This window comes from Cryobacterium sp. Sr3, from assembly GCF_004402835.1.
GTDB classification, from domain to species: Bacteria; Actinomycetota; Actinomycetes; order Actinomycetales; family Microbacteriaceae; genus Cryobacterium; species Cryobacterium sandaracinum.
This window is the reverse complement of record NZ_SOFA01000004.1, coordinates 134,342-148,905: the sequence shown is the minus strand read 5'-3', so window position 1 is coordinate 148,905 and position 14,564 is coordinate 134,342. Positions and strand designations below refer to the sequence as shown.

12 protein-coding genes are annotated in these 14,564 nt (G+C 68.6%); 10 read left to right on the top strand and 2 right to left on the bottom strand.

Annotated features, from left to right (window positions below; translation table 11 throughout):
- Window positions 1-102: 102 nt before the first annotated feature.
- Window positions 103-1,263 carry a TIGR04053 family radical SAM/SPASM domain-containing protein gene (locus E3N94_RS01705; protein ID WP_104101370.1) on the bottom strand — a complete coding sequence of 387 codons (1,161 nt, stop codon included), beginning with the start codon at window positions 1,261-1,263 and terminating at the stop codon, window positions 103-105.
- A gap of 74 nt (window positions 1,264-1,337) precedes the next feature.
- On the opposite strand from E3N94_RS01705, the gene E3N94_RS01700 reads away from it, so the two are divergent.
- From E3N94_RS01700 to E3N94_RS01655, 10 genes are all read left to right on the top strand, one after another.
- Window positions 1,338-2,114: a helix-turn-helix domain-containing protein gene (locus E3N94_RS01700; protein ID WP_134569661.1), complete on the top strand. Its 777-nt coding sequence runs from the start codon at window positions 1,338-1,340 to the stop codon at window positions 2,112-2,114.
- A 62-nt stretch (window positions 2,115-2,176) separates the two neighbouring features.
- The gene (locus E3N94_RS01695; protein WP_134569660.1) at window positions 2,177-2,857 is read left to right on the top strand and encodes a Crp/Fnr family transcriptional regulator; all 681 of its coding nucleotides are present in this window, start codon (window positions 2,177-2,179) and stop codon (window positions 2,855-2,857) included.
- 45 nt (window positions 2,858-2,902) lie between these two features.
- Window positions 2,903-3,196, top strand: a complete 294-nt coding sequence (locus E3N94_RS01690) for a heavy-metal-associated domain-containing protein (RefSeq protein WP_134342352.1) — start codon at window positions 2,903-2,905, stop codon at window positions 3,194-3,196.
- Window positions 3,197-3,217: 21 nt separating this feature from the next.
- On the top strand, window positions 3,218-5,191 hold the full coding sequence (locus E3N94_RS01685; protein ID WP_134569659.1) for a cation-translocating P-type ATPase: 1,974 nt from the start codon (window positions 3,218-3,220) through the stop codon (window positions 5,189-5,191).
- On the top strand, window positions 5,188-5,898 hold the full coding sequence (locus tag E3N94_RS01680) for a helix-turn-helix domain-containing protein (RefSeq protein ID WP_134415155.1): 711 nt from the start codon (window positions 5,188-5,190) through the stop codon (window positions 5,896-5,898). Before E3N94_RS01685 ends, E3N94_RS01680 begins: the two co-directional genes overlap by 4 nt.
- 79 nt (window positions 5,899-5,977) lie before the next feature.
- Window positions 5,978-9,763 (top strand): nitrate reductase subunit alpha, encoded by a 3,786-nt coding sequence (locus E3N94_RS01675; RefSeq protein WP_134569658.1) that lies wholly within the window; start codon window positions 5,978-5,980, stop codon window positions 9,761-9,763.
- The gene (gene narH / locus E3N94_RS01670) at window positions 9,764-11,431 is read left to right on the top strand and encodes a nitrate reductase subunit beta (RefSeq protein WP_104101357.1); all 1,668 of its coding nucleotides are present in this window, start codon (window positions 9,764-9,766) and stop codon (window positions 11,429-11,431) included.
- A complete protein-coding gene (narJ, locus tag E3N94_RS01665; protein ID WP_104101355.1) occupies window positions 11,428-12,120 on the top strand; it encodes a nitrate reductase molybdenum cofactor assembly chaperone in 693 nt (230 codons plus the stop codon). The genes narH and narJ overlap by 4 nt, the downstream gene beginning before the upstream one ends.
- A complete protein-coding gene (gene narI / locus E3N94_RS01660) occupies window positions 12,117-12,890 on the top strand; it encodes a respiratory nitrate reductase subunit gamma (protein ID WP_104194627.1) in 774 nt (257 codons plus the stop codon). Before narJ ends, narI begins: the two co-directional genes overlap by 4 nt.
- Window positions 12,891-13,181: 291 nt before the next feature.
- Window positions 13,182-13,703 (top strand): DUF2231 domain-containing protein, encoded by a 522-nt coding sequence (locus tag E3N94_RS01655; RefSeq protein WP_134569657.1) that lies wholly within the window; start codon window positions 13,182-13,184, stop codon window positions 13,701-13,703.
- A 372-nt stretch (window positions 13,704-14,075) separates the two neighbouring features.
- On the opposite strand, the gene E3N94_RS01650 is transcribed toward E3N94_RS01655, so the two are convergent.
- Window positions 14,076-14,543 (bottom strand): SRPBCC domain-containing protein, encoded by a 468-nt coding sequence (locus tag E3N94_RS01650; protein ID WP_104101347.1) that lies wholly within the window; start codon window positions 14,541-14,543, stop codon window positions 14,076-14,078.
- Window positions 14,544-14,564 lie beyond the last annotated feature (21 nt).

Below are 14,564 nucleotides of genomic sequence, written 5' to 3'. Positions count from 1 at the left end.
CCTGCCGCGCACCACCCGCACGCAGAAGCGCCCGGCCGAGTAATCGGCCGGGCGCTTCTGCGTGCGGTGAGCTGCTGTAAACCGATCAGCGTTCCGGGCTGCTCAGTCGGTGCTGGGCTGGTAGCCGCAGCTGGGGTCCTCGGCGAGCGGGTCCCCGGTCACCGCGTAGGCGTGCGAGCGGGAGCCGCCGCAGACCGTGCGAAATTCGCAGTGACCACACCGGCCGCCGAAGAGATCCGGGGTGCGCAGCTCCTGGAGCAGCTGCGCCTCCCGGTAGATCTCGGAGAAGGGCTGCTTGTGCACCGACCCCACGGACACGGGCAGGAACCCGCTGGGGTAAACGAGACCGACATGGTCGACGAAGGCGAACCCGCGCCCGGAATTGACGTCGAGGGGGGCCCGCGGACGCCGCCGCCTCGGCTCGTCACCGGTGAGCAACCGCTCCGTGGCCTCCCGCAGCGAGGCTCTCAGTGGGCCGACTGGGAACGCGGTGTCGAGGTCGACCCCGTCGTCCACGCCGGCCCGCTGAAGCGCGATGCGTCGGTAGTGGGGTGCCTCGGTGGTCTTGATGGCGACCAGGTCGGAGACGTCGTGCAGCCAGTGCAGTACCTCCTCCTCCTCGGCCGCGGTCAGAGCGTTCAGGAGCTTGCCGCGGCCGGTGGGCACGAGGAAGAAGACGCTCCACAGGGTGGTGCCGAGATCGAGGACGGTCTTCAGGATGCCGGGCAGCTCGTGCACGGTGTCGCGGGTGACGGTCGTGTTGATCTGCAGCCGGTAGCCGACCTCGCGCACCATTCGGGCGGCGATCATGGTGTCGTCGAAGACGCCGTCGACACCGCGGAAGGCGTCGTGGGTGGCCGCTGAGGCGCCGTCCAGCGAGAGCGAGACCGCCTTGGCCCCGGCGTCGTGGAGCTCGACCAGGACCTCACGGGTGAGGCGCGGGGTGACCGAGGGGGAGAGGGCCATGCTCAGGCCGAGGCTGGTGCCGTGGGCGACGAGCTCCGGCAGGTCGGGGCGCTCGAACGGGTCCCCGCCGGTGAGCACGACCAGCGGGCGCGGTGTGCCGAAGGCGGCGAGGTCGTCCAACAATTTGCGACCCTGGTCCGTGCTCAGCTCGAACGGATTGCGAGTGCGGATGGCGTCGGCCCGGCAGTGGGTGCAGACCAGTTGACAGGCGCGCGTCACCTCCCAGATGACGATGAAGGGCCGTTCGGCGGTGTCGTGGTGCAGCACCCGGATGGGGCGCACGTGCGTGTCGGTCATGGGGCAAGTCCTAGCTCAGCGCCGAATTTCGGCCCTCAGTTGTTTTTACCATAGATATAGGGAAAACTAGTTTGGTGCCTATCGAACCCCTTGACGCCCGCACCCACCGCGTGCTCTCCGGCATCAGTCGGGTCGCCATTCTCGAACTCCTGCGCGATGCCGACGCGGCGATGGATGTGCCGGCCATCGCCCAAGCGGTGGGGCTGCACGCGAACACGGTTCGGTCCCACCTCGACCGGCTGGTCGAGGTGGGCCTGGTTGCCGAGACCGTCGAGACGCGCGTGCGTCCCGGGCGGCCCCGGCTCTTCTTTCGCGCCACGTCACCCGCCGCCGAGGTCCCCGCCGAGTCCTACCGGCTTCTTGCCGGTCTCCTGGCCGGCGGCCTGGGCAGGGACGTTTCCTCGGGGGCAGGCGCGGCCGCGGCCGCGGAGGCCGGGCGGCGCTGGGGCAGGGAGATGGCCGAGACGGATGCCGGACTCTCCGACGCGCAGTCGCGGGCGGCCCACGGAGCATCGGTCGGGCGTATCGTTCAGATCCTTGACGAGGTCGGCTTCGAGCCGCGCCTCGGGGATGCCGGTGCTGCCGGGGATACCGGTGCTGCCGGTGCTGCCGATGACGTCGCTTTCGGCGGCGGCGCCGCCGCTCCGGTCGACGTCGTGATCGAGCTGCACCGCTGCCCGTTCCTCGATGTGGCCAAGGAGCACAGCGACGTCGTGTGCGCGGTGCACCGCGGCCTGATGGAGGGCGCCCTCGAGCGCCTGCACACACCCGGAGTCGGCGTCACCCTCGAGCCGTTCGCCCGCCCGGGCGTCTGCCTCGCCCACCTCGAGATCCCGGCGACGAAGCCGTGAGCGTGGCCCGGCGCACACCGCTGCGCAGCACCTGTGCGCGGCCGCATCCGTGCTCCTCCGCCATGCGGAACACCATTCTCGGCCAGATCCCGATCTTCCAGGACCTGTCGGCCGGCGAGCTCGCCGACCTGGCCGAACGGATGCTGTCGCTCGCCTGGGGTCCCGGAGACACGCTGTTCACCGCCGGCGAGCCGTCCGAGCACGTGTTCGTACTCGCGGCCGGCCAGGCGAAGGTGTTCCGATCGACCTCGACCGGGCAGTTCACGAGCCTCGACTTCCTCGGCCCGGGAGCGGTGCTGGGAAGCCTGACCGCGCTGGACGCGGGTCGGTACCCCGAGACGGCCGTTGCCCTCGTGACCACCTGCGCCCTGCGCCTCGAATCCGGCGCCTTCCGGCAGATGTTGCTCGCGCATCCGCCGGTGGCGCTGCGCGTGCTGGATGTCGTCGTCGACCGCCTTCATCGGGCGCGGTCGAGGGAGGCCGAGCAGGCCTCCGTTACCGTCACGACGCGGGTGGCAGCGACCCTGCTGCGCCTCGCCGACACCTTCGGCGTGCCGGGGGACGGCGCCGGTACCACCCTGATCCAGCTGCCTCTGACCCGCGCCGACCTGGCCGCCATGACCGGCACGAGCGCCGAGTCGGTGTCCCGCGCCATGAGCGGCCTGCGCCGGGACGGGCTGATCGATTCCGGACGACGGTGGACCGCCGTGCTCGACCGTTCCGGCCTGGTTGCGGCAAAGTGACGGCCGTCATGGTTGCCGTCGCCTCGGGTTCGTAACGTCGCAGTCATGACCACAATCATCCCCACCACAACATCCACTCCGACATCCACTCCGACATCCACTCCGACATCCACCCCGGCCACCGTCCACACCATCCTGCGGGCCGACGGCTTTTCCTGCCCGTCCTGCGTCGCCAAGATCGAGAAGCAGATCGGCCGCCTCGCCGGCGTCAGCGCCGTGACCGTGTTCTTCGCCACCGCCCGGATCGAGATCGACCACGACCCGGCCGTCGTCAGCACGGATGCCCTCATCGCCGCCGTCGGCAAGGCCGGCTACACCGCCCGCCTGGCCGCGTTCTGACCGGCGGACAGGGGGAGTGACATGACCATCGTGCGCCGCCACCTGATTCCCCTCATTTCCGGCGCGTTGATCGGCGCCGCCTGGCTGCTCGGCCTCCTGCCGGTGCCGCCGCTTGTCTCCGACGCGGCGATGGTGGCGGCCGCGGTCGTGGCCGGGTTCCCGATCATGCGGACCGCCGGGCGAGCGCTGCTCGCCCGGGTCGTGGGCATCGACCTGCTTGTCACGGTCGCCTCCGTCGGCGCCATCGTGCTCGGCGAATACTGGGAGGCCGCCGCCGTGACCTTCCTGTTCGCGATCGGGCATGCCCTCGAATCGGCCACCCTCAACCGCACCCGCTCCGCCCTGACCGCGCTCGTGGCCCTGGCCCCGGACGTCGCCCTCGTGCTGCGGAACGGCGAGCAGCTCGAGGTCCTGGCCGGGTCCGTGCGGACCGGGGAGACCGTCCTGGTCAAGAACGGCGCGCGGGTGCCCGTCGACGGCACCGTGCAGCAGGGCACGGGCACGATCGACGAGGCCTCCATCACGGGCGAGTCCTCCCCGGCCGAGAAGCGTGCCGGCGACCGCGTCTTCGCCGGCACGGTCTCGACCGGCGGCTTCTTGCAGGTGCTGGCCACCGAGGTCGGCGCGGCTACCACCCTGGCCCACATCGTGCACCGGGTCGAGGAGGCGCAGGAGGCCACGGCCCCGACCCAGGTCTTCATGGACCGGTTCTCGGCCTGGTACACCCCCGGCATCCTGGTGCTCGCGATCATCGTCGGCGTGGTGACCGGCGACGTATTCCTGGCGCTGACCCTGCTCGTGATCGGGTGTCCCGGCGCCCTGGTCATCTCCATCCCGGTCGCGATCGTCGCCGGGATCGGCCGCGCCGCGCAGCTCGGAATCCTGATCAAGGGCGGCGAGTTCCTCGAGACCGCCGCGAAGATCACGGTCGTCGCGGTCGACAAGACGGGCACCCTCACCCGGGGCCGTCCGGTCCTGACGGATGTCGTGGTGCTGAACCCCGCCCTGACCCGTGCCGAGGTGCTCGACTGGGCTTCACGGGCGGAGGCCGGCTCCGAGCATCCGCTGGCCGGAGCGATCGTGCAGGCCGCCGCGCGGGAGGCCGCACGCGAAACCGCGCAGGGCGCCCAGGTGACCGGCCTGCCGGAACACATCACGTCGGTGCCCGGGCAGGGCATCGTCGCCGCGGTGGCCGGCCGCACCGTGCTGATCGGCAATCCGGCCCTGCTCCGCGCCCACCGGATCGCGGGCACGGATGCCGCCACGACGCTGGCCGAGAAACTCGCCGCCCACGGGCGCACGCCGCTGATCGTCGTGCTCGACGGCGTCGTCGCCGGTGTCCTCGCCGTGGCCGACGAGGTGCGTCCCGACGCCGCCGACATGGTGGACGCGCTGCACGCGGCGGGGATTGTTCGGGTCGTCATGCTCACCGGCGACGGGCCGCTCGTGGCGCAGGCCGTGGGTGCCCACGTCGGAATCGACGAGATCCGGTCGTCGCTGCTGCCGGAGGACAAGCTCGACGTCGTCACCGGGCTCCGGCGGGACGGCCACGTCGTGGCGATGGTGGGAGACGGCGTCAACGACGCCCCGGCCCTGGCCACGGCGGACATCGGCATCGCGATGGCGGCGGCCGGTTCGGCCGTCGCGGTCGAGACCGCCGACATCGCGCTGATGGGTGACAACCTGCTGATGCTCCCCGCCGCCATCGACCTGGCCCGCCGCACGGTGCGCGTCATGCACCAGAACGTGGCCCTTGCGCTGGTCACGGTGGTGCTGTTGCTGGCCGGTGTGCTGTTCGGCGGCGTGACGATGTTCGGCGGCATGCTCGTGCATGAGGCATCCGTACTGATCGTGATTGTGAATGCGATGCGCCTGCTGCGCCGGTCCGGGCAGCGCGCGGAACGCAGAGTACGGCGTCGGATTTCGTCCGAATCGCATGTCCAGTCCCCGAAAAAGTCAGAGAATTCAGAAAATAAGGAGATGATTAGGAGGTGACGCCGTCCTCCCCCTCGTCGAGCTACCGCACGCTCGCGTCCTTCAGCAGGATTCAGCTTCTGTACTTCCTGCAGCAGCGCGGAACGATGACGGTGGGCGACCTGGCCGAGGCCACCGGTCTGCACCACAACACGGCCCGGGAGCACCTGCAGCGCCTGATCGGGGACGGTTTCGTCACCTGTCACCCGGAAAATAAAGACTCCAAGGGCCGGCCTCGGATGTTGTACAGCGCCGCCGCCGGCCCGAACCACGTCGACGGCTCCATCCGGGCCGCGAAGGCCGAAGCCGCCGATCGCCACGGTGACCAGGTGCGACGGATGCTGCGGGTCGAGGCCGTCATCCACTCGCCGCTGCAGCGGCAGCTGGACGCCCTCGACGACCACCTCGACGAGTCCGGCTTCGACGCGCGGCTCGAGATCGACGGTGCCGACGGCAACCGAGTGCACCTGCACGAATGCCCGTACAGCGAGATGGTCAAGGCGCACCCCGAGGTCTGCCGGGTGCACTTCGGGCTGCTGAAAACCCTGCTCGAAAGGACCGAGGGACCCCTGAGCGCCGACGCGCTGCACCCGCTGGTCGAACTGAACACCTGCACCCTCGACCTGCACCGGTCCGACGCCGACCCAGGTGTCGAAACAGGCGCCGCACAAACCGCCGCGGAACAGCTCAAGCCGGCAATCATTTATCACGGCGTTTCCGGCTTGTAGCGAATTTCGCCACCCCTGAGACTGGAGTCCGAGGGTGGTTGCCGACCATGGTGACCCCGGGCAGTGCAAGGGGTACGTTGTGAAAACACTCAAGAATTCGGCTTTCTCGAAGCCGGCTACGACCCGGCCGGCCAAGCCCGGCATCGACGGCCCCATCGACGACACGATCCTGAAGCTCGGGCGGTTCCTGCGTCGAGGCAAGGCCTCACCCGACCTGCGATCCGTGTTCCTTACGGGCGGCCGCGACGCCGACTCGTTCTACCGCGACCGCTGGACCCACGACAAAGAGGTGCGGTCCACCCACGGCGTGAACTGCACCGGCTCCTGCTCCTGGAAGGTGTACGTCAAGGACGGCATCATCACCTGGGAGACCCAGCAGACCGACTATCCCTCCGTCGGCCCCGACTCACCCGAATACGAGCCCCGCGGCTGCCCCCGCGGCGCCGCCTTCAGCTGGTACACCTACTCGCCGACCCGGGTCAAGTACCCCTACGTGCGCGGCGTGCTGCTCGACCTGTTCCGTGCGGCGAAGGCCCGCACCGGCGACCCGGTGCTCGCCTGGGCGGAGGTCACCGGCGACCCCGAGAGCGCCCGCGCCTACAAGAGCGCCCGCGGCAAGGGCGGCCTGGTGCGCACCAGCTGGGACGAGGCGTCCGAGATCGTCGCCGCTGCCCACGTGCACACCATCAAGAAGTACGGCCCCGACCGCATCGCCGGCTTCTCGCCGATCCCCGCCATGTCGATCGTCTCGCAGGGGGTGGGCAACCGGTTCATCTCCATGCTCGGTGGCACCATGCTCTCGTTCTACGACTGGTACGCCGACCTGCCCGTGGCGTCCCCGCAGGTGTTCGGCGACCAGACCGACGTGCCGGAATCGGCAGACTGGTGGAACTCCTCCTACCTGATCATGTGGGGCTCCAACGTGCCGGTCACCCGCACGCCCGACGCGCACTTCATGGTCGAGGCCCGCTACAAGGGCCAGAAGGTCATCACCGTCTCGCCCGACTACGCCGACAACTCCAAGTTCGCCGACGAGTGGCTGGCCGTGCACCCCGGCACCGACGGCGCGCTCGCGCTGGCCATGGGCCACGTCGTGCTCAAGGAATTCCTGGTCGACCGCCGCACGCCCCGCTTCGTCGACTACATGAAGCGTTACAGCGACTCCGCCTACCTGATCAGCCTCACCAGGCGCGGCGACGCGTACGTGCCCGGCAAGTTCGTGACCGCGGATGCCCTGCCCGGCCTGGCCCCGACGGTCGCCAGCGCCGCGTTCAAGCCGGTGCTTCTGGGCCACGACGGCGAGGTCGTCGTGCCCAACGGTTCGATCGGGCACCGTTTCTCCGAAACCGACGTCGGCAAATGGAACCTCGACCTCGAGGGTGTCGACCCGCTCCTGTCCATCGCCGACGCGCCCGACTACGACCAGGCGTCCGTCGCCATCGACATGCCCCGGTTCGACGTTGCTCCGGAGACCGACGAGATCGGAGAGCAGCACGCGGGCGGTGCGGGCATCATCCGTCGCGGCGTCCCCGTGCGGATGGTCGCCGGCCAGCTGGTCACCACCGTGTTCGACCTACTGCTCGCGCAGTACGGCGTCGGCCGGCCCGGCCTGCCCGGTGTCTGGCCGACCGGCTACGACGACGCCACCTCACCCGGTACCCCTGCCTGGCAGGAGGGCATCACCTCGGTGCCGATGCAGGCCGCCGAACGCATCGGCCGCGAGTTCGCGCAGAACGCCGAAGACTCCAATGGACGCTCGATGATCCTGATGGGTGCCGGAACCAACCACTGGTTCCATTCCGACACCATCTACCGGGCCTTCCTGGCACTGACCACCATGACCGGCTGCCAGGGCGTCAACGGTGGCGGCTGGGCTCACTACGTCGGCCAGGAGAAGGTGCGCCCACTCACCGGCTACGGCCAGTACGCGTTCGGCCTGGACTGGGTGCGCCCGCCCCGCCAGATGATCGGCACGGGCTTCTTCTACCTCGCCACCGACCAGTGGCGCTACGACGGCCTCGCCGCCGACACCCTGTCCAGCCCGCTCGGCGCAGGCACCTTCGCCGGCCGCACCACCGCGGACTGCCTGGTCGAGTCGACCAAGCGCGGCTGGATGCCCGGCTACCCCACCTTCAACCGCAACTCGCTCGACCTCGTCGACGACGCGGTCCGGGCGGGCGTCGACCCGGCCCAGTACGTGGTCGAGTCCCTCGGCGACGGCACCCTCGAGTACGCCATCGAGGACCCGGATGCGCCGGAGAACTTCCCGCGCATCCTCGACGTGTGGCGGGCCAACGTGATCGGCTCGTCGGGCAAGGGCAACGAGTACTTCCTGAAGCACCTGCTGGGCACCAAGAACGCCGTTCGCGCCCCCGAATCGCCGCCCGAGAAGCGCCCGAAGACCATGAAATGGCACGAGACCGCCCCCGAGGGCAAGCTTGACCTGATGGTCACCAGCGACTTCCGCATGACGAGCACCACCATCTTCAGCGACGTGGTGCTGCCGCCGGCCACCTGGTACGAGAAGAACGACCTGTCAACCACCGACATGCACCCCTTCATCCACTCGTTCAACCCGGCGATCGCCCCGCCGTGGCAGGCGAAGACCGATTTCGACATCTTCCACATCCTCGCGGAGAAGATCTCCGAGATGTCCGTGGAGCACCTCGGAGTGCGGAAGGACCTGGTCGCCGTTCCGCTGCTGCACGACACCCCGGATGCGATGAGCGCCCCGCACGGCATCGTCGAATACGACCAGGTGCTGGTGCCCGGCGTGACCATGCCCAAACTGGTCGTGGTCGAACGCGACTACCCGGCCTTCGCCGCGCGGCTCGGTGCCCTCGGCCCGCTGACCGAGAAGCTCGGCATGATGACCAAGGGCGTCAAGTTCAACCCCGACGTCGAGGTGGCCTACCTGGCGAAGAAGAACGGGCTCGTCGAGAGCGGCCCCGCCGCCGGACGGCCGCAACTGAAGACCGCCATCCAGGCCTGCGAAATGGTGCTCGCGCTCTCCGGCACCACCAACGGACGGCTCGGTACGCAAGGCTTCCGCAGGATGGAGGAGCGCACCGGCCAGAAGTTGGCGCACCTGGCCAGCGACAACGAGGGCCGTCGCTTCTCCTACCCGGATGTGCAGGGTGCCCCGGTCCCGGTACTCACCTCCCCGGAATGGTCCGGCAGCGAGCACGGCGGCCGACGCTACAGCGCGTTCACGATCAACGTGGAGCACCTCAAGCCCTGGCACACCCTCACCGGGAGGCAACACTTCTACCTCGACCACGACTGGATGATCGAGCTGGGGGAGACCATGCCGATCTTCCGGCCGCCGCTGGACATGCACCGCCTGTTCGATGATTCCATCGTCGGGTCGACCTCGTCCACCGGCGCGACCGGCTCGAACGGCCGGGCCGAGGTGGCCGTGCGCTACCTCACCCCGCACTCCAAGTGGTCGATCCACTCCGAGTACCAGGACAACCTGATGATGCTGTCGCTGTCCCGCGGCGGGCCCACCATCTGGATGTCACCGCAGGACGCAGACAAGATCGGCGTGCGCGACAACGAGTGGATCGAGTCCTACAACCGCAACGGCGTCGTCGTGGCCCGTGCGGTCGTCTCGCACCGGATGCCCGAGGGCACCGTGTACATGTACCACGCGAAGGACCGCACCATCAACGTGCCGATCGCCGAGACGAGCGGCATGCGCGGTGGCACGAACAACTCGCTCACCCGGATCCTGCTGAAACCGAGTCACCTGATCGGTGGCTACGCCCAGCTGTCCTTCGCTTTCAATTACCTCGGCCCGACCGGGAACCAACGCGATGAGGTCACCGTGATCCGTCGACGCAGCCAGGAGGTTGAGTACTAAATGCGCGTAATGGCTCAGATGTCGATGATCATGAATCTCGACAAGTGCATCGGGTGCCACACCTGTTCGGTCACCTGTAAGCAGGTGTGGACCAACCGCACCGGCGTCGAATACGTCTGGTTCAACAACGTGGAGACCAAGCCCGGCGTCGGCTACCCGCGCCGCTACGAAGACCAAGACAAGTGGAAGGGCGGCTGGCAGCGCAACAAGCGCGGACGCCTGAAACTGCGCTCCGGTGGCCGCATCAAGCGCCTCGCCACCATCTTCAACAACCCCGACCTCCCGGTGATCGACGACTACTACGAGCCGTGGACCTACGACTACGACATGCTGACCAAGGCTCCGCTGAGCACGGAAAGCCCCGTCGCCCGGCCCAAGTCGCTGCTCACCGGCCAGAACATGGACATCAAGTGGTCCGGCAACTGGGACGACGACCTCGGCGGCTCGCAGGAGACCGCGGCAGACGACCCCATCCTCGCCACCATGAGCGAGCACGTGAAGATGGAGTTCGAGAACACCTTCATGTTCTACCTGCCGCGCATCTGCGAGCACTGCCTGAACCCCGCCTGCGTCGCGGCCTGCCCCTCGGGCGCCATGTACAAGCGCGAGGAGGACGGTATCGTCCTCGTCGACGAAGACGGATGCCGCGGCTGGCGCATGTGCGTCTCCGCCTGCCCGTACAAGAAGGTCTACTTCAACCACAAGACGGGTAAGGCCGAGAAGTGCACGCTCTGCTACCCGTTGATCGAGCAGGGCAAGCCCACGATCTGCTCGGAGACCTGCGTCGGCCGGCTGCGCTACCTCGGCCTGATGCTCTACGACGCCGACGCGGTCCTCGCGCAGGCCTCGGTCGAGAACGAGCACGACCTGCTGGATGCCCAGCGCGCCTGCTTCCTCGACCCGTTCGACCCTGAGGTCATCGCCGCGGCGAAGGCCGAAGGCATGGAGGACGACTGGATCCTCGCGGCCCAGAACAGCCCGATCTACAAGCTCATCTCCGAGTACAAGGTGGCTCTGCCGCTGCATCCGGAGTACCGCACCATGCCGATGGTCTGGTACATCCCCCCGCTGTCCCCGGTGGTCGACGTCATCTCGACCACCAACAACGACGGTGAGGATGCCCGCACCCTGTTCGCCGCCATCGACAAGCTCCGCATCCCGGTGGAATACCTCGCCGGGCTGTTCTCGGCCGGAGACGTCGTTCCCGTCGAGTCCTCGCTGCGGAAGCTCGCCGCCATGAGGTCGTACATGCGCGACATCAACCTGGGCCGCGACCGCGACGAGTCGATCCCGGAAGCGGTCGGCATGACCGGTCCCGAGATCGAGGCCATGTACCGCCTGCTGGCCATCGCCAAATACGAGGATCGCTACGTCATCCCCAAGGCGCACGTCGAGACGGCGCGTGAGCTTGAGGAACTCGCCTGCTCGCTCGACACCGACGGCGGCCCCGGTATGGGTGGCCCCAGCGTCGCCACGGCGGCAGGCCCCTATGGCAAGACCCCCGGGATGCCGCTGAACGCGACCGTCGACAACTACAACGAGATGGTCGGCAAGGGCTCCGAACGCACGAAGCCCACCACGCCCGGCCGGGTCAACCTGCTCAACTGGACCGGCGGCGGCGTGCCGGAGGGCATGTTCCCGCCGAAGGCCTCCGGGAGTCCCGCATGAGGCTGCCGAAGCTCCCGACCCGCAAGGTCACGGCGCTGCCTCTGTCCGCGGAGGACGGCCGGATGGCGCACATGGCGGCATCCATTCTGCTGGATTACCCCAGCCAGGAGCGACGGGCCCGTTTCGGTGCTGTCGCCGCGTCGGTGGCGTTGCTGCCGGATCCGCTCCGCCACGCCTTCGAGGCGTTCCTGACGAAAGCGGATGCGATGACGCAGCAGGAGTTGGAGATCCACTTCACGGCCACTTTCGACCTCAAGCGCAAGTGCTGCCCGTACCTGAGCTACTTTGCGGCCGGGGACACCCGTCGCCGCGGCATGGCGCTCGTGCGCTTCGTCGAGGCCTACCGTGCCGCGGGCTGGGAGGTCGCCGCCGACGAACTGCCCGACTACCTGCCGATGGTGCTCGAATTCTCCGCGCGGAGCGACTCGCCGATCGCACAGGAACTGCTCGCCGCGCACCGCGACGGGATTGAGGTGCTCCGCATGGCACTCGAGGCCGTGCCGAGCCCCTACGCGCACATTGTGGAGGCGGTCTCCCTGTCTCTCCCGAAGATCGACGAGGAGACGCGTCAGCGTTACCTCAACCTGGTGAACGAGGGTCCGCCGACCGAGACGGTCGGCATGACCTTCCTGGGCAATCTCAAACCGTTCTCGCCGTCCGGCGCGAACAGCGAGGAAGTACGGGTATGAATCCGCTCGACATTCTGCTTTGGGTGGCGTTCCCCTACGCCGCCGCCGGGGTCTTCATCGTCGGCCACCTTCTGCGGTACCGGTTCGACCAGTTCGGCTGGACCTCACGGTCGAGCCAGACCTACGAGAACAAGTGGCTCCGCTGGGGCTCGCCCATGTTCCACTACGGCATCCTGATGGTCTTCGGCGGTCACATTGTCGGACTCTTCATCCCCAAACCGTGGCTCGAGTTCTTTGGCGTCACCGAGCACATCTACCACCTCGGGGCCACCTGGCTGGGCAGCGTCGCCGCGGTGCTGACCATCGCCGGCCTCGCCATCCTGCTGATCCGTCGCCGCCTGGTCGCCCGGGTCAAGCTGGTCACGACCGTGATGGACAAGGTCATGTACCTGTTCCTCGCCGGCACCATCGCCTTCGGCACGACGGCGACCGTGCTCTACCAGGTGCTCGGCGCCGGCTACGACTACCGTGGGTCGATCTCACCGTGGATCCGCAGCCTGTACGCCTTTCAGCCGGACCCGGCGCTGATGAGCGACGTGCCGTTCTTCTTCCAACTGCACGTGCTCTCCGCCACGATGCTCTTCCTGCTGTGGCCCTTCACCCGACTGGTGCATGTATTCTCGGCGCCGCTCGGCTACTTCGTGCGTCCCTACATCGTCTACCGCTCGCGGGACGGCCACCGCGGTGCGGGCTCCCAGAAGGCCCGCCGTGGCTGGGAGAAGAGCGAACTACCGAGGGACACCCGCGAAAAGGTGGGCGGCCGCCGCTAGCCGAAGATCCCAGGGACGTCGACGCCGGTGCGCGACCCGCAGCCGCCATATGCAGCCGGGGGAGCGGGTCGCGCAGGGGTAACGGATGATGCAGGCCGCCGGCACCTGGGCGGCCCGAAGGGCTAGCCAGCGCGCACGCCAGGCCGCCTGCAGGCGATCGAGGGCGTCTTGATCCCGCCGCACTCGGGCTGGTAGGCGAAGCCTGCGCTGTATGGCGGGGTTCCGCTCCGGTGCCTGGCATTGCCAGTGCGGGTCCAATTTCGTGCCTGAGGATGCCCCAGAAGGAGACACATGTTCGATGCGCTGCTCGACACCATCTTCGGTTTGCCTGTGCACCCCCTCGTGGTGCACGCGACCGCGGTCGTCGTTCCCACGGCCGCCCTCGTCGTCGTCGTCGCGGCCCTCTGGCCCCGGTTTCGCCGGTGGGCGAAGTTCCTGCCGCTGATCCTCGCATTGGCCGCACTCGTTCTCGTGCCGCTGGCGCGCGAATCCGGGGAGGCGCTGAGAGAGCGGGTCACTGAGACCGCGCTGGTCGAGACCCATTCCGAGCTGGCCGACGGGCTGCTGCCCCGGGTTGCCGCCCTGGCCGTGGTCGCTGCCGTTCTGCTCTGGTGGAACTACCGGGAGGTCGGCGGCCGGACATCCGTCGCCCGCACCCCGAAGTGGGTGGCCATCGTGCTGGCCGTGGCCGCGCTGGGCGCCGCCATGGGAACCATCGTGCAGGCCGTGCGCATCGGTCACAGCGGGGCGGCGGCCGTCTGGTCCGAGGCCGGGGGAGCACCGGCGCCCGCCGGGGGCGAAGACGACGACTGAGCCGGCCTGAACTCAGTCGGTCACGGAGCTGTCGGCGCCCACGCCGGCGGCAACCTCGCGGGTCCACTCGGCGGAGATTCTGGCTCCCCTGACTCTTCCGCGGGTTAGGCCCGGTCGCGCGAGCGTGTGTGTGTGTGTGTGTGGCCAACTCAGGACATCCGTTGCCGGCATGCACCGGCCGCCACGGATCAGTGCGGAACCAGTGTGGATGTTCGGCCCGGCCGGACGGATCTCCTGAGTTGGCCACAGCCCTCGCCGGATGGGCAGCAGCGCTGGTGCGGATCGGGCATCGACCACCCGCTCCGCCCCGTTCGGGGCTCGGAACTCCCAGTCCGACCCCTTCATCGCCCACGGCTGGCAGGATTCGGGCAGCTAGTCGGCGGTGGCGGCCCGTTCCTCGGCGAGCTCCGCGAGCCGCGCGAGGGCGCGGGGCCAATCCGCAGCGAACATGGCCGTGAATTCCTCGTCGGTGTCGACGGTCACCACGAGTGTGGTCACCCCGTCGGACTCGCTGAAGGAGTAGTCCTCGTGCGCGCCCGCGAACCGCCGCGCGTGAGCGCTCGTGGTGTCGTCGATGCCCCGGGAGACAGCACCGTGGATTTCCAGGGAGATGAACTCGTCCAGCCGGTTTTCGACGACCGTGGCCACCAGCCCGCTGTGGGAAGCATCCTCGCCGGGGGCGAGGAAGCGGATCGTGCTGCCCTCCGCCCAGCTTCCGACGTAGTGGGAACCCTCATGGAACGCCCGGGTCCAGTCCCGGTAGGTCGACGCGTCCAGCATCGTGCTCCAGACGGCGTGTACCGGAGCGTCGATCCGAATCGTGAAGTGCAGCTGTTCCATGCGGGGATCGTACTCCGCTCC

Coding starts and splice junctions, on each gene's coding strand:
- narH (WP_104101357.1), top strand. CDS start 9,764: ATGCGCGTAATGGCTCAGATGTCGATGATCATGAATCTCGACAAGTGC.
- E3N94_RS01685 (WP_134569659.1), top strand. CDS start 3,218: ATGACCATCGTGCGCCGCCACCTGATTCCCCTCATTTCCGGCGCGTTG.
- E3N94_RS01650 (WP_104101347.1), bottom strand. CDS start 14,543: ATGGAACAGCTGCACTTCACGATTCGGATCGACGCTCCGGTACACGCC.
- E3N94_RS01655 (WP_134569657.1), top strand. CDS start 13,182: ATGTTCGATGCGCTGCTCGACACCATCTTCGGTTTGCCTGTGCACCCC.
- E3N94_RS01695 (WP_134569660.1), top strand. CDS start 2,177: ATGCGGAACACCATTCTCGGCCAGATCCCGATCTTCCAGGACCTGTCG.
- E3N94_RS01705 (WP_104101370.1), bottom strand. CDS start 1,263: ATGACCGACACGCACGTGCGCCCCATCCGGGTGCTGCACCACGACACC.
- narI (WP_104194627.1), top strand. CDS start 12,117: ATGAATCCGCTCGACATTCTGCTTTGGGTGGCGTTCCCCTACGCCGCC.
- narJ (WP_104101355.1), top strand. CDS start 11,428: ATGAGGCTGCCGAAGCTCCCGACCCGCAAGGTCACGGCGCTGCCTCTG.
- E3N94_RS01690 (WP_134342352.1), top strand. CDS start 2,903: ATGACCACAATCATCCCCACCACAACATCCACTCCGACATCCACTCCG.